Annotated in this window: 17 protein-coding genes and 1 tRNA gene; 12 read left to right on the forward strand and 6 right to left on the reverse strand. The window is 63.9% G+C overall.

Translation table 11 applies throughout. The annotated features are described in order from the left end of the window. Positions 1–12: 12 nt before the first annotated feature. The 3 genes from sufU to E3T43_RS14800 all read left to right on the forward strand — a co-directional run bounded on the left by sufU (position 13) and on the right by E3T43_RS14800 (position 2,542). Positions 13–519 (forward strand): Fe-S cluster assembly sulfur transfer protein SufU, encoded by a 507-nt coding sequence (gene sufU, locus E3T43_RS14790; RefSeq protein ID WP_255454215.1) that lies wholly within the window; start codon positions 13–15, stop codon positions 517–519. After that, the gene (locus tag E3T43_RS14795) at positions 519–1,082 is read left to right on the forward strand and encodes an iron-sulfur cluster assembly protein (protein WP_198414376.1); all 564 of its coding nucleotides are present in this window, start codon (positions 519–521) and stop codon (positions 1,080–1,082) included. The genes sufU and E3T43_RS14795 overlap by 1 nt, the downstream gene beginning before the upstream one ends. A gap of 110 nt (positions 1,083–1,192) precedes the next feature. Continuing rightward, positions 1,193–2,542: an MFS transporter gene (locus E3T43_RS14800; protein WP_241979015.1), complete on the forward strand. Its 1,350-nt coding sequence runs from the start codon at positions 1,193–1,195 to the stop codon at positions 2,540–2,542. 38 nt (positions 2,543–2,580) lie between these two features. On the opposite strand, the gene idi is transcribed toward E3T43_RS14800, so the two are convergent. Together idi and E3T43_RS14810 are read right to left on the reverse strand one after the other, a co-directional pair. Next, positions 2,581–3,123 carry an isopentenyl-diphosphate Delta-isomerase gene (idi, locus tag E3T43_RS14805; protein ID WP_134442683.1) on the reverse strand — a complete coding sequence of 181 codons (543 nt, stop codon included), beginning with the start codon at positions 3,121–3,123 and terminating at the stop codon, positions 2,581–2,583. 136 nt (positions 3,124–3,259) lie between these two features. Next, on the reverse strand, positions 3,260–3,982 hold the full coding sequence (locus E3T43_RS14810) for an NTP transferase domain-containing protein (RefSeq protein ID WP_255454004.1): 723 nt from the start codon (positions 3,980–3,982) through the stop codon (positions 3,260–3,262). A gap of 260 nt (positions 3,983–4,242) precedes the next feature. On the opposite strand from E3T43_RS14810, the gene E3T43_RS19790 reads away from it, so the two are divergent. From E3T43_RS19790 to E3T43_RS14825, 3 genes are all read left to right on the forward strand, one after another. Next, positions 4,243–5,715 (forward strand): ATP-binding cassette domain-containing protein, encoded by a 1,473-nt coding sequence (locus E3T43_RS19790; RefSeq protein WP_370449981.1) that lies wholly within the window; start codon positions 4,243–4,245, stop codon positions 5,713–5,715. Further along, complete coding sequence (locus E3T43_RS14820) at positions 5,691–7,265, forward strand: hypothetical protein (RefSeq protein WP_134472984.1); 1,575 nt, start codon at positions 5,691–5,693, stop codon at positions 7,263–7,265. The genes E3T43_RS19790 and E3T43_RS14820 overlap by 25 nt, the downstream gene beginning before the upstream one ends. Positions 7,266–7,327: 62 nt before the next feature. After that, positions 7,328–7,612, forward strand: coding sequence for a DUF3039 domain-containing protein (locus E3T43_RS14825; RefSeq protein WP_092449385.1), 285 nt, complete (start codon positions 7,328–7,330; stop codon positions 7,610–7,612). 18 nt (positions 7,613–7,630) lie between these two features. Here the strand turns inward: E3T43_RS14825 and E3T43_RS14830 are convergent, their stop codons facing one another. Then, positions 7,631–8,902 (reverse strand): nicotinate phosphoribosyltransferase, encoded by a 1,272-nt coding sequence (locus E3T43_RS14830; RefSeq protein ID WP_241979020.1) that lies wholly within the window; start codon positions 8,900–8,902, stop codon positions 7,631–7,633. 162 nt (positions 8,903–9,064) lie between these two features. On the opposite strand from E3T43_RS14830, the gene murI reads away from it, so the two are divergent. The 4 genes from murI to E3T43_RS14850 are packed head-to-tail and all read left to right on the forward strand — an operon-like array spanning position 9,065 to position 12,228. Continuing rightward, positions 9,065–9,922, forward strand: a complete 858-nt coding sequence (gene murI, locus E3T43_RS14835) for a glutamate racemase (protein ID WP_104132669.1) — start codon at positions 9,065–9,067, stop codon at positions 9,920–9,922. 9 nt (positions 9,923–9,931) lie between these two features. After that, on the forward strand, positions 9,932–10,666 hold the full coding sequence (rph, locus tag E3T43_RS14840) for a ribonuclease PH (RefSeq protein WP_104132668.1): 735 nt from the start codon (positions 9,932–9,934) through the stop codon (positions 10,664–10,666). Between the two features lie 3 nt (positions 10,667–10,669). Further along, positions 10,670–11,260, forward strand: a complete 591-nt coding sequence (gene rdgB, locus E3T43_RS14845) for an RdgB/HAM1 family non-canonical purine NTP pyrophosphatase (RefSeq protein ID WP_092449379.1) — start codon at positions 10,670–10,672, stop codon at positions 11,258–11,260. Between the two features lie 59 nt (positions 11,261–11,319). After that, entirely contained in the window at positions 11,320–12,228 is a 909-nt protein-coding gene (locus tag E3T43_RS14850) for a cation diffusion facilitator family transporter (RefSeq protein ID WP_134472985.1), read from the forward strand. Between the two features lie 47 nt (positions 12,229–12,275). On the opposite strand, the gene E3T43_RS14855 is transcribed toward E3T43_RS14850, so the two are convergent. The 3 genes from E3T43_RS14855 to E3T43_RS14865 form a co-directional block, all read right to left on the reverse strand. Then, the gene (locus tag E3T43_RS14855; protein WP_134442688.1) at positions 12,276–13,013 is read right to left on the reverse strand and encodes a DedA family protein; all 738 of its coding nucleotides are present in this window, start codon (positions 13,011–13,013) and stop codon (positions 12,276–12,278) included. A 136-nt stretch (positions 13,014–13,149) separates the two neighbouring features. Continuing rightward, positions 13,150–13,231 (reverse strand) — tRNA-Leu (locus E3T43_RS14860). A gap of 15 nt (positions 13,232–13,246) precedes the next feature. Then, the gene (locus E3T43_RS14865) at positions 13,247–14,200 is read right to left on the reverse strand and encodes a LysR family transcriptional regulator (RefSeq protein WP_198414377.1); all 954 of its coding nucleotides are present in this window, start codon (positions 14,198–14,200) and stop codon (positions 13,247–13,249) included. Between the two features lie 159 nt (positions 14,201–14,359). Between E3T43_RS14865 and E3T43_RS14870 the strand changes: the two genes are divergently transcribed. Together E3T43_RS14870 and E3T43_RS14875 are read left to right on the forward strand one after the other, a co-directional pair. Further along, positions 14,360–15,766 (forward strand): MFS transporter, encoded by a 1,407-nt coding sequence (locus tag E3T43_RS14870; RefSeq protein WP_134472987.1) that lies wholly within the window; start codon positions 14,360–14,362, stop codon positions 15,764–15,766. Positions 15,767–15,863: 97 nt separating this feature from the next. After that, positions 15,864–16,694, forward strand: coding sequence for a 3-hydroxybutyrate dehydrogenase (locus E3T43_RS14875; protein WP_134442691.1), 831 nt, complete (start codon positions 15,864–15,866; stop codon positions 16,692–16,694). The last annotated feature ends 609 nt before the right edge of the window (positions 16,695–17,303 follow it).

Genomic DNA, 17,303 nt, shown 5'->3' on the forward strand with positions numbered 1-17,303 from the left:
CCCGTTCGCGCCGTGACGACGAGCCCCGGTCAGAGGCGGGCACGGGCGGAACGCCCGGGCGAGCCAGCGGGCTCTTCGGTCAGTGCGGGTATTAGGGGTCTCTACCAGGACATGATCATCGACCACGGGCGGCGACCACGCAACTTTCGCACGATCGAGCGCGCGACCCGCACGGTCGAGGCGGTCAATCCGATTTGCGGCGACCAGGTGGTGCTCTCCGTTCAGATCAGCGATGGTGTCCTTGCCGACGTGGCCTTTCTGGGCGACGGATGTACCATCTCGCAAGCATCCGCCTCACTGCTGACCATGGCCGTCAAGGGGCTGCACGAAGATGAGGCTTTGGAGCTGTTCGATCGCGTCCACGCCATGCTCACGACCGAACCCTCCGGCGACGATTCCCTGGCCGAGGTAGGCAAGCTTGCCGTGCTCTCCGGTGTCTGGGAATATCCGGCGCGGGTCAAGTGTGCCTCCCTGGCCTGGCAGGCGCTGCGCAACGCGCTGGAAACGAAGGAAGACTGATGATGGGCTCCAGCGGTTACCAGATAGTGGAACTCAGTCAGAACTGTCAGGCAACCGTGATTCCGGGCGGATCGCCCATGTTATTGCAGGCCGGCGAGCAGGTGGTCGTGACGCAGACCCTGGGCGACAGCGTGACCGTGCAGACCGCGATGGGTTACCTCGTGCGCATAGGCGCTGAGGATTCCGCAGCGCTGGGCCTGAGCCAGCCCGCCACCTCCAGCGTCGGATCCATGATGGTGAAGGAAGGCCCGTTCGAGCTGGATCACGTACTGGACGCGCTCAAGAACGTGTTCGACCCGGAAATACCGATCAATGTCGTCGACCTGGGCCTGATTTACCTGTGCCAAGACGAGTTGTTGCCCGATGGCACCCACCGGGTCGAGGTGAAAATGTCCATGACCGCTCCGGGCTGCGGCATGGGCGATGTGCTTAAAGAGGATGCCCGAACCGCGATCAAATCGGTCTCCGGCGTCAGCGAAATCGATATTGAACTGGTCTGGGATCCACCGTGGGGCCAGGACCGGATGTCGCAGGCGGCAAAGCTCCAGCTCGGAATGTACTGACGCACGCTGAATAGGTTCCGTCGTCACGCGCGTAAAGTATTTGTTGATTGTGCTGGTCCAAGCGAAGTGGAAACCCTGTGGCCGAAGTTCCGGCAAATGTGAATCGAGCAGTGCCCGCGAACGTCCCGGCACGATTGACGCGTACGGCGCGATTAGACGCCCTGCCGTTTACGCGCGAGCATCGCCGCCTGTTGGTCGGCTCCGGCCTGGGCTGGGCGTTGGACGCCATGGACGTGGGACTGATCTCGTTCGTTTTGGCCCAATTGGCGGTGCAATGGAACACAACCGACGTGGAATTGTCCTGGATCGCTTCCGCAGGTTTCGTCGGCATGGCCGTAGGCGCCGGTCTCGGTGGGCTCCTGGCCGATCGCATCGGACGACGCCAGGTCTTTGCTCTGACCCTCCTCGTCTACGGCCTGGCGACGGGAGCATCCGCTCTGTCCGGATCGGTGGCCGTGCTGATCGCCTGGAGATTCCTCGTGGGGCTGGGTCTCGGAGCCGAGCTTCCGGTCGCTTCGACGCTGGTCAGCGAGTTTGCGCCGCCACGAATTCGCGGGCGCATCATCGTGCTGCTGGAATCGTTCTGGGCAGTTGGCTGGACCATCGCGGCCGTGATCGGATATCTCGTGGTGCCGTCGTCGGAAAACGGATGGCGCTGGGCCCTGGCCGTCGGCGCTGCACCGGCACTGTACGCCATGTTCGTGCGCCTGGGCCTTCCGGAATCGGTTCGTTTTCTCGAATCGCGGGGGCGATTTGTGCAGGCAGAGTCAACCGTTCGCCGATTCGAACGCTCGGCCGGAGTAGCGGTGGCACACCCAGAGTTGAACCCGTCCGATCGTGACAGACCAGATCGACGAGCTCGCACGGGGGGCTTGGCCGCTTTGTGGTCGCCGGGGCTGCGTGGCCGCACCGCCGCCCTGTGGTTGGTCTGGTTCTGCGTGAACTTTTCTTATTACGGTGCTTTCATCTGGTTGCCGACCCTGCTGGTCGCCTCCGGCTTTTCTCTGGTACATTCCTTCGGCTATACGCTGATCATCACGGTGGCGCAGCTTCCTGGCTATGCCGCATCGGCCTATCTGATCGAACGGTGGGGGCGGCGCAGCACCCTTGCTGTGTTCCTGATCGGCTCAGCCATTTCGGCTGCCCTGTTTGGCACCGCAACCGACGCCAGCCAGGTGATCGCGGCCGGTATGCTGCTCTCGTTCTTCAATCTGGGCGCGTGGGGTGCGCTCTACGCGGTGACGCCGGAAGTGTATCCCACTCGCATCCGGGCAACTGGAGCTGGGTGGGCTGCTGGCAGCGGTCGAATCGCCGCTATCGTGGCGCCACTGACCGTTCCCATACTGCGCGAGACCGGCGGAACCGGGTTGCTGTTCACTGTTTTCGCGGCATTTTTCGTGGTCGCCGCGCTCGGTACCTTCGGGCTCCCCGAGAAACGAGGCCAGGCTCTGAACGATTGATGTTGCTCGGCCGGGCTGTTGGCGAGTGCCGAAACGATTTAGACCTGCGGAAAGAGCAGCGGGAGCTGCAGAGTCAGCCACGGGCTGAACGCCCACGGCGTGGTACGCACCGCCAGGACGAGGTCGTCGAGAGGCACCCACCGCCATTCCATGACCTCGTCGGCTCGCGGCGAAACGGGCGTCTGGGTCACTGCCGTGAACACCGGGCAGATTTCGTTCTCCACGATTCCGGACGCATCGATCGCACGGTAGCGAAAATCAGGTAAAGCGAGGGTGAGTTCGGTCAGTTCGATGCCGAGTTCGTGGCTGGCCCGGCGCAGCGCCGCATTCGCCAGAGTCTCACCGGGCGCCGGGTGACCGCAGAAAGAATTGGTCCACACGCCGGGCCAGGCTTTCTTGGTCAGCGCACGGCGGGTGACCAAAATGCGCTCGTTCTCATCGAAGACGTGGCAGGAGAATGCCAGGTGCAGCGCGGTATCACGGTCGTGCACGAGCGCCTTGTCGGCCGTGCCGATCGGCGTTCCGTCCTCGGCAACGAGCACCACGGTCTCTCCTGCCAGAACATCCCGATCATCGGTCATGGAATTGTGCGCCACGTCTGTCCATCCTCTGAATTTTCCTACGTCAAATCTACGCCAGCGGCGCGCAAACTATGTTGAGGCACCAGAAAACCCCCACGCCGAGGCGCGGGGGTTCGGTCGGGCCATGTGATGTCGGTTAGACGAACAAGTTCGCGCGCTCGAGGTCTTCGGCGAAATCCACCTCGACGGCGTAGAAGTCGGAGATGTTCACCGGCTCCACCAGCATGCGGTTCTGCTCGATCGCAAGCTCAATGCCGCGCTCGAAGTAGTCCTGGTCGGCTACCTTGCTCAGCTGGCGGATCAGCGTCGCCTTGTCGGCACTCGACACGTAGTTGATGCCGACGGCTTCGCCGAGTCCGCCCTTGACAGTCTTGGACAGCTCCTTGATATAGCCCTCGGCGCTCGTCGTGTACTTGACCTCTTCATCGGACACCTTGTCGGTGTTCACGGTGACGAAGGACTGGTCGCGGGCCATCATGGCGGCCGCGCGGTCGAGAATGGCCGGGTCGAAGACGACGTCACCGTTCATCCAGAGCACGCCGCCCGACTTCGACGCCTGCAGGGCACGCAGCAGGCTTTTCGACGTGTTGGTCTGGTCGTATTCTTCGTTGTAAACGAAGGATGCCTGTGGGAACGCTTCGATGATGTGCTCGAGCTTGTAGCCGACGACGATGGTGACCTTGGCGGCTTTGCCGAAGGCGTGGGCGATGTTGTCGAACTGCTGCTGCATGATGGTGCGGCCATCGTTAAGTTCGGTGAGCGGCTTCGGCAGCGAGCGTCCGAGGCGGCTGCCCATGCCGGCGGCCAGAATAACGACCTGCGTCTTGACCGACTGCGTCTTACCTGCCTGTGTCGTCACGATTATCTCCTCAAGAATGGTTGGGGTTACGCCTGAAAACCCACTCGCTTGCGAAGAGTTTGCTTAGGATTCACCCACATGTTCACGTAAAGACACACCGTTATGTCAATCTCACCATAACCCGTCGGGTCGTTCCGCGGGCAGAAACGTCGCAGCACGTGTCCATTTCGTGACCCGGCATGGAGCGTACTCACAGGTTGAAATGGCTGTCAAGCGGCCTTCCGCGCCCGCAGGTCGGTGGTCCTTGGTAGGTTAGCTGAGTGACTTTTGTACCGCTCGACTCCGAACCTGACGACGAATCTGTAACTGTCACTTCCGCTGAATCGAAAGCGCCGAACGCCGTGGAACGAAAGATCGTGGAACTCAACTCCTCGGGTCCGGCGGCAATTGAGTCTGCTCTCGTCAAACCGGCCACGCTGGAACCTCCCGTTCCGACGCCGGCTGCGCGTAAGCCTGCCGCGCGTAAACCAGCTGTACGCAAGCCAGCCGCTGGGGCATCGGCATCGGCATCGGCTGCGGCCACGGCTAAGAAATCGACCGCGCCTGGACCGAACGCATCAACCTCCTCTGACACAACGGACACAACGACCCAGCCGATCGCACGTAAACCGACCGTGCGCAAGCCGGCGGTTCGAAAGGCATCCGTCCCCGCGTCAACGACCGCTCCGGCACCATCCGCGGCCACGACGTCGTCGCTCGCCAACAGCGCGACCGACGAAACGACTCGTCCCTATGCGACGCGCGATGCGCTCCAGGACCGGCTCCGCACCGCTGCGCCCACAGACCCGGCCGCGCCGGATCCCCAGACCGAGGTTCCCGCCGAGCTAGAGCCACAGACCGAGGTTCCAGCCGAGCTTCAAACGGCGCCCCAGTCAGCGCCCAAAACGGCACCCAGGACGGCCCCGAAGGCCGGACCGAAGGCGAGCCTGAAGGCACAACCGAAGTCCGTGCCCGCATCCGTGGCCAAGCCGGCCCCGATTGTGATCGAGGCGCGTGGCCTGATCAAACGCTTCGGACAGACCATCGCGGTTTCCGACCTCAACCTGACTGTTCGTGCCGGGTCGTTCTATGGCATCGTCGGACCGAACGGTGCCGGGAAGACCACGACCCTGTCCATGATCACCGGGCTGCTTCGGCCGGCAGCCGGAACCGTCACCGTGCACGGAATCGACGTGTGGAAGCGACCCAACGACGCCAAGCGCGTCATCGGGGTGCTGCCCGATCGGCTTCGGCTGTTCGATCGGCTGACCGGGGCGCAGCTGCTTTATTACGCTGGCACGCTCCGCGGGCTCGACAACGACACTGTGCGTACCCGGTCGGCGGATTTGGCCGCGGCGTTCGGCCTCGAGGACGCACTCAACCGGCTGGTCGCCGACTACTCCGCCGGCATGACCAAGAAGATCGCCCTGGCCTGTGCCATGATCCATTCCCCCCGCGTACTCGTGCTCGATGAACCCTTCGAGTCGGTCGACCCGGTTTCCGCGGTCAACGTCACCGAAATTCTGCAGAAGTATGTTGCTGCCGGCGGCACCGTCGTGCTGTCCAGCCACGGTATGGATCTGATTCAGCGGGTCTGCGATCACGTCGCGATCATCGTGCAGGGGCGGGTCCTGGCGGCCGGCACCGTTGACGAGGTGCGTGGTCAGAAGACGCTCGAAGACCGGTTCGTTGAACTCGCCGGTGGGCGCAAGGTGGCGGAGGGCATGGAATGGTTGCACAATTTTTCGGCCTGAAACTCCGGCTGCTCGCTAACCTATTTCGCCGGAGTCCCTGGCAGGTCGTCGGCCTGGTCGTCGGCCTGCTCTACGGGCTCGGCGTTGCCATAACCTTTCTCGTCGCCCTGATCTCAATGCGATTCGTCGGTGACCCGGTTCTGATTCGTGATTCGCTCATCGTGGCCGGATCGGTGGTGGTGCTGGGCTTTCTGCTCATCCCGATCGTCGCCGGAATCGACGACAGCATGGACCCACGCAAGTTCGCCTTCCTGGGCATTCCGAATCGTTCCTTGTCGCTGGGCCTGGCAGGGTCGGCTCTGATCGGTGTTCCGGCCGTCACGCTGAGCATTGTTCTGCTCGGCACGGTGTTTACCTGGTCGCGTGGCGTGGGCCAGACGCTGCTCGCGCTCGTCTCAGCCGGGCTCATCCTGGCCACCTGCGTTCTGTTGTCGCGAGTGAGCGCATCCCTTGCAGCATTTCTGCTCTCCACCCGGCGTTCGCGAGAATTCACCGGCCTCATCGGAGTCGTCGTGCTGGTCATGATTTCCCCGGTGGTCGTGGTGCTGATCAGTACGGACTGGGCCCGGAACGGCCGTACCCTGCTCGGCACGCTCGCCTCAATTCTGGGCTGGACGCCGCTCGGTGCAGCCTGGGCAGTGCCCGGGGACGCCTCCACCGGTGCCTGGGGCCCGGCCATTCTCAAGCTCGTCATCGCTGCAGCGTCGGTCTACACCCTGTGGTTGATCTGGCAGCTGGTCGTGGCGCGTATGCTCGTGTCGCCCGGTCGCGAAGCGGCAGCGAAGCAGTATTCCGGGCTGGGCTGGTTCGACCGCATGCCGCACAACGCCGTCGGCGCCATCGCGGCGCGCACCTTCACTTACTGGGCCCGTGACTCGCGCTACTGGGTATCGCTCATCATGATCCCGATCGTTCCGATTATCGCGGTCTTGCCACTCAATATCGCCGGTGTGCCCTTGCACTACCTCGCCCTGGTCCCGGTGCCGCTCATGTGCGTCTTCCTCGGCTGGACTATGCACAACGACGTCGCCTACGACAGCACGGCCATCTGGCTGCACGTTGCCTCCGGTACGCGCGGGGTAGCCGACCGCATCGGTCGGCTCGTTCCCGCATTGGTCATGGCCATCCCCGTTATCGGTATCGGGTCGGCCATCAGTATCTGGTTCTACGGAGACTGGACGGTGCTGCCGTCCATGCTGGGAGTGAGCACCTGCATCCTCCTGGCCGGTCTGGGTTTTTCGAGCTACACCTCGACGAGGTTTCCGTACCCGGTCACGAAACCCGGCGACAGCCCGTTTGCGCAGCCGCAGGCCTCCGACACGGCAGCGGCTCTGGTGCAATCGTTGACCTTCACCGGCTCGATCGTTCTCGCGCTGCCCGCGCTCCTGTTCGCGTACCTGGGAATTACCGAGGATCCGGTCTGGCATCTGCGTAGCCTGGGAGCTGGAATCGGGCTCGGTCTGCTCGCCGTGATCGTGGGAATCTGGCTCGGCTCGCGCACCTTCGAACGACGTGGACCCGAGATGCTCGCCTCCGCGCAGCGCGCCTGATCACCACCTACCTGATCACCCCGTGCCAGCCCAGACGGCCCGAGATTGCTTAGACTGGTGCCATGACTGAATTTCGCGCGAGCATTGCAGAACCCGGCCAGCCCGGCGGCGGAACGTCCACCCTTGACCGTGAGCTCGAAGAACTCATCAAGCAGGAGCAGCTTGAACCGGGCGACCACGAACGGTTTTCGCACTACGTCCCGAAAGACAAAATCATGGAGTCGGCCATTTCCGGCAAGCCGGTCAAGGCGCTGTGCGGCAAGAAGTGGTTGCCGGGGCGCGACCCGGAGAAGTTTCCGGTCTGCCCGACCTGCAAGGCCATCTACGAAAAGATGAAGGCCAAGTAGCAGGTAGTCCGGCCGCAGCTAGCGGTACGAGGTCGGAATAACAGCCTCGCCGCGCCCGAGCCGAAACGCTTCAATCGGCAATTCCTGCATAACGGATGCATTATGCGCGCGAGCGCGCAGGGTCCCGGCCGATCCGAGGTAGCGTTCGTCGACGGTGCCGCCTTCGATGAGGGGCACGAGGAGTGTTCGTTCCAGTCCGCTGCGGGAATCGAACTGGGCAGCGGGCCCATGGTCGAGCACGACGATCTCTTCCTGCGCGATACCGGCGCCATCCACTCGGCGCAGTGCGCTCTTGCGTCCACCGATGGACAGTTTCGCGGTTGAGGTCTTGGCAACGGAAATCCAGTCATCGCCGTGACCCTTGTGCGCGACGAGCTTGTAGACCAGGCCGGCGGCCGGCTCGCCAGAACCGGTGACCACCGAGGTACCGACGCCAAAGGCGTCGACCGGGCTGGCGGACAGGGCAGCGATGGCGAACTCGTCGAGATCGCTCGTGACCGTGATCTTCGTGTTGACCGCGCCGAGCGCGTCAAGCTGCGCGCGCGCGGCGGCCACGACGGTGGGTAGATCTCCGGAGTCGATGCGGATTGAACCGAGGTCGGGGCCAGCGACCTTGACCGCCCGGGCGATGCCGGCGGGCACGTCGTAGGTGTCCACGAGCAGCGTCGTGGCCGCACCGAAGGCATCCACTTGCGCCTGGAATGCTTCTTCTTCGTTGTCGTGCAGCAAAATAAATGAGTGCGCGGCGGTGCCCATCGTTGGCAGGCCCCACTGGCGGCCGGCTTCGAGGTTGCTGGTCGAGGCGAAGCCGGCGATGAATGCGGCGCGGGCGGCGGCGACCGCCGAATGCTCATTGGTGCGGCGTGAGCCCATTTCGGCGATCGGGCGGCCGAGGCTGACCGAGACCATGCGCGCGGCCGCGCTCGCGACCGCGATGTCGTAGTTGAGCACGCTCAAAATGAGTGTCTCTAGAATGACGCCCTCGGCGAAGGTGCTTTCCACTAGCAGAAGCGGCGACCCGGGAAAGTAGGCTTCCCCTTCCTGATAGCCCCAGACGTTGCCACTGAAGGAGTAATTGGCGAGATAGTCGAGGGTGGGCGTGCGCACGACCCCGTTCTGCTCCAGCCAGGTCAGTTCTTCGGTTTCGAAGCGAAACTGCCGAATCAGGTCCAGCAGTCGGCCGGTACCGGCGACGATGCCATAGCGGCGGCCCGCCGGCAGGCGCCGGGCGAAGGCCTCGAACATGCACTCGCGATCGGCGGTCCCGCTTTGGATTGCGGCGTCGACCATCGTGAGTTCGTAGCGGTCGGTTCGCAGTGCCGGTGAGTGCAGTGCCGGCGAGTGCAGTGCCGGCGTGCGGGCAGCCGGGTCGCCATGTGCAGGAACGGGGAAGGTGGGGGTCGGGGTCACCCGGCACAGCTTATCCGCTCGGTCGGGCTAGGCTTGATCTTCGTGACGGATGCACCGATTGGTATTTTCGATTCCGGAGTGGGCGGCCTGACCGTCGCCCGGGCGATCAAGGACCAGTTGCCGAACGAATCCATCCTCTATATCGGCGATACGGCGCACTCGCCCTACGGCTCGAAGAAGATCGCCGATGTGCGCGGTTTCGCACTCGACGTGCTCGATGACCTCGTCGCCCAGGACGTGAAACTGCTCGTCATTGCCTGCAACACGGCGTCGGCGGCCATGCTGCGCGATGCCCGCGAACGCTACAGCGTGCCGGTGATTGAAGTCATCCAGCCCGCAGTTCGGCGTGCGGTCGTGACCACGCGTAACCAGCGGGTCGGGGTGATCGGAACGGTCGGCACCGTCAACTCCCGCGCCTACAACGATGCCTTTGCTGCGGCGCCCCAAATCTCCCTGTTCAGCCAGGCCTGTCCCCGATTTGTGGAGTTCGTCGAGGCCGGTGTCACGACCGGCGCCGAGCTGCTCGCCGTCGCCGAGGAATACCTCGCACCGCTGCGCGCGGCCGAGGTCGACACCCTGGTGCTCGGCTGTACTCACTATCCGTTCCTGCGCGGCGCGATCTCATATGTCATGGGGGAGGGCGTGACTCTGGTCTCCAGCGACACCGAAACCGCCAACGACGTCTACCGGGTGCTGGTCAGCCAGGGGCTCGAACGTGGCCGCACGAGTCCGCCGACCTATCGCTACGAGGCCACCGGTGACAGCGCCGAGGATTTTCTGGCCCTCGCTCATCGCCTGATCGGCCCAGAAATCAACCGGGTCGAACTGATCGAAACCGGCGCGATCAATCTGAGCGCACTCGCATCGCCACCCTTTTCCGTCTTGAACCCGAACCACTAGGAGTACACCGTGACCGAAACCCTGCGCGCCGACGGGCGCACCAACGACGAACTTCGCCCGATCACGATCGAGCGCGGCTGGAGCGACCAGGCCGAAGGGTCGGCACTGATCTCCTACGGGCGCACCAAGGTGCTCTGCACGGCATCGTTCACCAACGGCGTTCCGCGCTGGATGAGCGGCAAGGGCAAGGGCTGGGTCACTGCCGAATACTCGATGCTGCCCCGCTCGACCAACAGCCGCATGGACCGCGAATCGGTCAAGGGCAAGATCGGCGGCCGCACCCACGAGATCAGCCGCTTGATCGGCCGCAGCCTGCGCGCTGTCGTCGATATGAAGGCGCTGGGCGAGAACACCCTGGTGCTTGACTGTGACGTGCTGCAGGCCGACGGCGGCACCCGCACCGCGGCCATCACGGGCGCCTACGTTGCCCTCGCTGACGCGCTCGAGTGGGGTCGCAGCAAGAAGTTCATCTCGCAGAAGGCGCAGCCGCTCATCGACAGCGTCTCGGCCGTGTCAGTTGGCATCATCGGCGGTGTCCCCATGCTCGATCTGGCCTACACCGAAGACGTGCGCGCCGACACCGACATGAACGTGGTCGTGACCGGTCGGGGCAAATTCGTCGAGGTGCAGGGCACCGCCGAGGCGGCACCGTTTGACCGCAGTGAACTGGACACGCTGCTCGATCTGGCGCTGAAGGGCGCCGTCACCCTGACCGAGTTTCAGACCAGCGCGCTGGGGAACTGACACGTGCAGATCGTTCTCGCCACGCACAACGCCCACAAGGTTGAAGAGCTGCGGCGCATCCTGGCCCCACAGCTTCCGGGCGTTGAGGTGCTCGCCTACGACGGCCCCGAGCCGGTCGAAGACGGCGTCAGTTTCACCGAGAACGCCCTGATCAAGGCCCGTGCTGCCGCGGCCCACACCGGGCTGCCGGCCATTGCCGACGATTCCGGTATCTGCGTCGACATTCTCGGCGGAGCGCCCGGCATCTTTTCTGCGCGCTGGTCTGGCCCGGCCAAAGACGCTGGCGAGAATCTGCGCCTGTTGCTCTGGCAACTCAGCGACGTTCCCGAGCAGCACCGCGACGCGCACTTCACCTGCGTGGCAGCCCTCGCACTGCCCGACGGCACCGAACGTGCCGTGACCGGCGAATGGCCGGGGCAGCTTCTGTTCGAACCGGCCGGCGAGAATGGATTCGGGTACGACCCGATCTTTCTGCCGGAGGGCTATGCCATCTCGGCCGCCGAACTCTCGGGGCACGTGAAAAACCAGGTTAGCCATCGGGCGATCGCCTTCGAGGGTCTCGTTCCGGTACTGCGCGAGGTGCTCGGCAGCTGATTCGCCGCCAACTCGCCGGGCGGCTGGCGAGCAGCCCACCACGGCCCTAACCTTGTGCCATGGGCCACGATCACGCGCACGGCACCGGATCGAACCGGAGGCGTTTGTCGATCGCCATCGGCATCGTGGGTTCCGTGCTGGTGCTCGAGGTGCTGGGAGCCTGGCTGACCGGCTCGCTCGCCCTGTTGGCCGACGCCGGGCACATGCTCTCCGACCTGTTCGGGCTCATCGTCGCGTTGACCGCCACCCTGGTCGCGGCAAGGCCAGCCACGGACCGGGCCACCTTCGGCTTTCAGCGCGCTGAGGTATTCGGCGCGCTCATCAATGGTCTGATCCTGCTCGTGGTGGCCGGTGTCGTCTCCGTCGCGGCGGTGCTGCGGCTGGTGCGCCCGAGCGACACGGAGGTCCTCGGCACTCCGATGCTCGTCGTTGCGATCATCGGTCTCGCCGCGAACGTGGCGGCTATGGTGCTGCTGCGTCCAGCCGCCGCCGGGTCGATCAACATGCGTGGCGCCTACCTCGAGGTGCTCGGTGACGCTCTCGGGTCGGTAGCTGTGATCGTCGCGGCCATCGTCATCCTCTTGACCGGTTTTGCGGGGGCGGATGCTGTCGCCTCGCTGGTCATCGCCGGAATGATCGTGCCGCGCGCCTACTTCTTGCTGCGGGACGTCGTGCGGGTGTTCAGCCAGTCAACACCGGCCGACACGGACGTGTCCGAGATTCGGCGCCACCTGCTCGGTACCGCCGGTGTCGTCGCCGTGCACGACGTGCACGTTTGGGCCATTACAAGCGGCGCGCACGTGTTCACCGCCCACGTCGTCGTCGAACCGACGGTGCTCGCTGCCGGCACGGGCACCCTGCTCGACGAGCTGTCGGGGTGCCTGGCGAAGCATTTCGACGTCGCCCACTCCACCTTTCAGCTGGAACCGGCCGAGCACGCCGAGCACGAAGACCAGCAGCACCGCTGAGCTGATCAGAAGCAGCTGATCAGAACCAGCTGATCAGAACCAGCTGATCAGACCTCGTGCCGGCCGGAGTGGTTCGTGTTGAACGTGTCGGGGTCGAGCAGGTGGCTGCCGGTGGCTTCGCTGGGCCGATCGCGCAGGCGACGGGCCTTCACGACCGACTGCACGTAGTGGTACACCGTCGGGATCAAGGTGATCACGACGGCACCGATTAGGATCAGGTCGATGTAGGCCGTCACGAAGTCAGCGACCGGCGGAATGTAGCCGAGAAAATAGCCTGCAAGGGTCAGCCCGGTTCCCCAGAGCAGGGCACCGATCAGGTTGTACAGGGTGTACTTGCGGTAGTCCATGTGGCCGACACCGGCGGCGACCGGGGCAAAGGTACGCACGATCGGCACAAACCGGGCCACGATGACGGCGACGCCGCCGAAACGCACGAAGAATGCGTTGGTGCGGTCGACGTTTTTAATGCTGAACAAGCCGGATTCCTTGCGTTCGAAGACGCGCGGGCCGAACTTATGACCGATGAGGTAGCCGACCTCGCCGCCGAGAAATGCCGCAAAGCCGATGGCCAGTGCGACCCACCAGATGTCGATCTGAATCACGCCGGCTGCGGGGAACGCGAGTAGGCCGGTGATGATCAACAGCGTGTCCCCGGGGAGGAGAAATCCGACGAGCAATCCGGTCTCGGCGAAGACGATGGCACAGACGACGAGCAGCGCCCACGGACCGGCCGATTCGATGATCTGGGTCGGGTCGAGCCAGGGAATCAGTGCGGTGGGATTCATGCAGGGAACTCCAGTTGGCGGCGGGCATTTATCGGGTGAGTGCAGCGGATACCGAGCCCAGAGTATCGCGCAATCGTGGGAAATTGCCCGGCCGCTCCGCCCCGGCATTAGGGGGAGGTGACGCCCGATGACCGTGTGCGGGAGAGGGGACTTGAACCCCCACGCTCGAAAGCACAGGAACCTAAATCCTGCGTGTCTGCCAATTCCACCACTCCCGCCGGTGTGCTCCTAGTCTAGATGGCCAGTTGCGCGGCAGGATCTCGTTGGTCGTCGTGATGACCAAGCAACGCCGCGGCATACGATTCCATCTGCGCACGCAGGGCGCCCACCAGTGCCGCCACGGCGGGCAGCCGCAGCGATTCGGTGCGCAATACCATCCAGTACGGCAGTCGCTCCTGAAAACTTTGCGGCAGCACCCGCACCAGATCAGCGTGCTGATCGGCCATGAAACACGGCAGGAAGCCGATTCCAGCGCCGGCCCTGGTGCCCTCCACATGCACGAAGACGTTCGTCGAGCTGAGCGACTCCCGCATCTGCGGCACCAGCCGCCTGGGCGCGTCGAGATCGTCGACCTGCAGCATCGAATCCACAAAATAGACGAGCGGATGCTGCGTCAGCTCCTCCACCGTCGTCGGAGTGCCGTGCTCGGCCAGGTACGGCCGGGAGGCGTACATACCGAGGTGGTAATAGCCGAGCAGGATCGATTCGGCCCGGTGCACCTGCGGCTCACCGACCACGACCTCGATATCCAGGCCGGAGCGGTGCTGCAGGGCGCGACGTGTCACGGTGACGATTTCAACTCGCAGCAGCGGATGCCGTCGCTGCAGCGCTGCCACGGCCGGGGCGGCGATGTAGGCGCTGAACCCGTCGGTGGCCGACATGCGCACCACTCCGGACAGCTGCGGGGAATCTGTCGCGGAGCTGCGCAGCAGGGTGAGCGCCGATTCGACGCCTTCGGCCGCAGTCAGGGCTCGGTGTCCGAGCTCGGTCAACTCCCAGCCGCCGACAGCGCGGGCCAACAGACGGCCGTCGAGCGCCTTCTCCAGAGCGGCGATCCGCCGGGACACCGTGGTGTGGTTGAGGCCCAGGCCCTCGGCGGCGGTCGTGAAACGCCCGGTGCGGGCAACGGCCAGAAAGATCAGCAGATCATCAGGGTGCGGGTCGGTACCAGCCGGTTCAAAGGTCATATCTGCAATTATGCACACGCGCTCTGTCATTTTGACTCTTGTTGCCCGGCCGTCCTGCGGGAATACTCAGTCAGGTCGTGCTTCAGCCAGGCGGCCGAAATCTTCCGCGCACTTCTCACCGCACAGTACGTGTCATTGACGACACAAAGGAGACAGACAATGAGTGTCAATCAACGCGTTGGGGCTGCCGGTTCCGGTCAGACCACGCCAACCGCCGGCAGCGAAACTGAAAAGTCCGGCCTCAAGAAGATCGTCGCCGCTTCGATGGTGGGCACGGTCGTGGAATGGTATGAGTTCTTCCTCTACGCCACGGCCGCGAGCCTGGTCTTCGGCACGGTCTTCTTCCCGAACGCCGGCAGTGAGCTGGACGGCATTATCGCCGCCTTCCTCACCTACGCCGTCGGGTTCATTGCGCGGCCTTTGGGCGGCATCGTGTTCGGCCAGATCGGTGACAAACTCGGTCGGAAGCACACCCTGCAGGTGACGATCATCATGGTTGGTGCCGCCACCTTCCTCATGGGCTGCCTGCCCGGCTTCGACACCATCGGCTACTGGGCCCCCGCGCTGCTCGTGGCCCTCCGTTTCATCCAGGGCTTCGCCGTCGGTGGCGAGTGGGGCGGCGCCGTTCTGCTCGTCGCCGAGCACAGCCCGAACGCGTCGCGTGGCTTCTGGTCAAGCTGGCCGCAGGCCGCCGTTCCGGTGGGCAACCTGCTCGCCACCCTCGTGCTGCTGACCATGACCTGGCTCCTTCCGCCCGAGCAGTTCCTCAGCTGGGGCTGGCGTGTGGCGTTCTGGCTCTCCGCGATCATCGTCGTGATCGGCTACTACATTCGCACCCACGTCAGCGAAGCCCCGATTTTTCTCGAGGCCCGTGCCCAGGTTGAGGCCGAGAAGGCCGTCAACTATGGCGTGCTCGAGGTCGTGAAGAAGTACCCCAAGGGAATCCTCGGAGCCATGGGTCTGCGCTTCGCCGAAAACATCCTGTACTACATCATCGTGAGTTTCTCGATCGTCTATTTGAAGACGGTGCACGAGTACGACACGGGCCAGCTGTTGATCGCCCTGCTGATCGCCCACGTCGTGCACTTCATCGTGATTCCCCAGGTCGGGCGCCTTTCGGACCGCCTCGGCCGTAAGCCCGTCTACCTCGCCGGTGCCGTGCTCGGTGCCAGCTGGGCATTCTTCGCCTTCCCCATGTTCGACACGCTGAACCCGGTGCTCATCATTCTCGCCGTCACGGTCGGGCTCTGCTTCCATGCCCTGATGTATGCCGGTCAGCCCGCGATCATGAGCGAAATGTTCCCGACTCGGATGCGCTACTCCGGGGTATCACTCGGCTACCAGGTCACGTCGATTCTGGCCGGCTCGATGGCGCCGATCATCGCCGCTGCGCTGCTGCAGCAGTACAACACGTGGATTCCCGTCGCGATCTACATCATGATCGCCTGCGCGATCACCGTGGTCGCCGTCGTCACCCTGAAGGAGACCAAGGGGGCATCGCTGCGCGAGGTCGACGCGGTCGACGCCCGCAAGCATGGGCTCGAGCCCGCCTCCTCCGGCAACTGACCGGCTCAACTCATTCGATCGTCAGAGGCGGGGCGCCGGGGGTGCCCCGCCTCTGACCGACCCACCCTGCAGCGATCGCGCAACCAAAAGGAACCAAATGACTGATCTCACCGACGCCGTCAGCGCCAACACCTTCGTTGCCAGCAGCGTCTCCGTTCGAACCCCGAGCCAGCCCCTCGCCGGTCGTCGCGCCCTCGTCACCGGCGGGGCGAGCGGAATCGGCGCGGCCGTCGTTCGAACGCTCGCCGCTCGGGGCGCGCACGTCGTCGTCGCCGACATCGACACAGCGGAGGCGACCTCCCTGGCCGAGGAGGTCGGTGGATCAATCTGGACCGTCAACCTGATGGCCACCGAGGCCCTCACCGATAACGCTCTTGCCACGGCTCTCGACGGCGTCGACATTCTGGTCAATAACGCCGGAATTCAGCGGATCAATCCGATCCAGGACTTCAATCCGGCCGATTTTCACAATATTCTCACGCTTATGCTGGAGGCCCCGTTCCTGCTGATTCGGGCCGTACTGCCGCAGATGTACGCGGCGAACTTTGGGCGCATCATCAACGTGTCCTCGGTGCACGGCATTCGTGCCTCGCCGTTCAAGAGTGCCTATGTCTCGGCCAAGCACGGGCTTGAAGGCCTGTCCAAGGTGACCGCCCTCGAGGGCGGGGCGCACGGAGTGACGAGCAACTGCGTGGCCCCCGGTTACGTGCGCACCCCCCTGGTCGAGAAGCAGATCACCGACCAGGCTCTGGTGCACGGCATTCCGGAGGCCGAGGTGCTCAGCAAGATCATGCTCACCGAGAGCGCGATCAAACGACTGGTTGAACCAGCCGAGGTCGGGTCGCTCGTGGCCTGGCTCGCCTCCGACGATGCTGCCATGGTCACCGGGTCGAGCTACACGATGGACGGCGGCTGGTCAGCGCGCTGACTTCGAGCCAGCCGCTGCCATGTGACTTACTCTCAATTCACCCGTCGGCTTCTCGACAATGTTCGATTTCGTTCTGATTCTGGTTTCTGGTTTCTGGTTTTTGGCACGGTGAGGGACTGGCCTCGTTGCCTCGGGTGTCCCGCTGGAGTTTCTGCTTGTGCCGGTGGGGCCGAGTAGTTATGGGTGGGCGGGCTGCAGACGCAGGTGAACAGTGTCGTCCATCCGTCTTTGTGTGTGACCAACTCTTTGTGGGCCGGTTCGGCGCTGGATTCCTGCCAAGTTGGTGGCTGGTTTCCTGCCGAAAGAGCGGTAAGAATCAGGCCAGGCAATTCCCATGCAACATGTTGGATTTGGGGAGTGCGCAGAGATAGTGATCACCCGGTGGCCGGGACCTGTCTCGCCTTCGGCCAAAAGTTGGTACGTCATAGTGGCAATCCGTTGTTTCAATGCGACGCCGTTCAGCTCAGACACCGGCGTGCTCAGCGGGCTGTGTTTGAGCTGCTGCGGATAGAGCCTGTCAAATCTTTTGTGTAAGTGTTGGGAATTGGTTAGAGGTGGGGGTTGATTCGGTCGGGGTAAATCATCACGAGCTGGCTGAGGGCTTGCTTC

This window comes from Cryobacterium sp. Hh7 (genome assembly GCF_004403155.1).
Lineage (GTDB): Bacteria > Actinomycetota > Actinomycetes > Actinomycetales > Microbacteriaceae > Cryobacterium > Cryobacterium levicorallinum.

Coding starts and splice junctions, on each gene's coding strand:
- E3T43_RS14795 (WP_198414376.1), top strand. CDS start 519: ATGATGGGCTCCAGCGGTTACCAGATAGTGGAACTCAGTCAGAACTGT.
- idi (WP_134442683.1), bottom strand. CDS start 3,123: ATGACCGATGATCGGGATGTTCTGGCAGGAGAGACCGTGGTGCTCGTT.
- E3T43_RS14820 (WP_134472984.1), top strand. CDS start 5,691: ATGGTTGCACAATTTTTCGGCCTGAAACTCCGGCTGCTCGCTAACCTA.
- E3T43_RS14825 (WP_092449385.1), top strand. CDS start 7,328: ATGACTGAATTTCGCGCGAGCATTGCAGAACCCGGCCAGCCCGGCGGC.
- E3T43_RS14830 (WP_241979020.1), bottom strand. CDS start 8,902: ATGGTCGACGCCGCAATCCAAAGCGGGACCGCCGATCGCGAGTGCATG.
- E3T43_RS14850 (WP_134472985.1), top strand. CDS start 11,320: ATGGGCCACGATCACGCGCACGGCACCGGATCGAACCGGAGGCGTTTG.
- E3T43_RS14855 (WP_134442688.1), bottom strand. CDS start 13,013: ATGAATCCCACCGCACTGATTCCCTGGCTCGACCCGACCCAGATCATC.
- E3T43_RS14865 (WP_198414377.1), bottom strand. CDS start 14,200: ATGACCTTTGAACCGGCTGGTACCGACCCGCACCCTGATGATCTGCTG.
- E3T43_RS14870 (WP_134472987.1), top strand. CDS start 14,360: ATGAGTGTCAATCAACGCGTTGGGGCTGCCGGTTCCGGTCAGACCACG.
- E3T43_RS14875 (WP_134442691.1), top strand. CDS start 15,864: ATGACTGATCTCACCGACGCCGTCAGCGCCAACACCTTCGTTGCCAGC.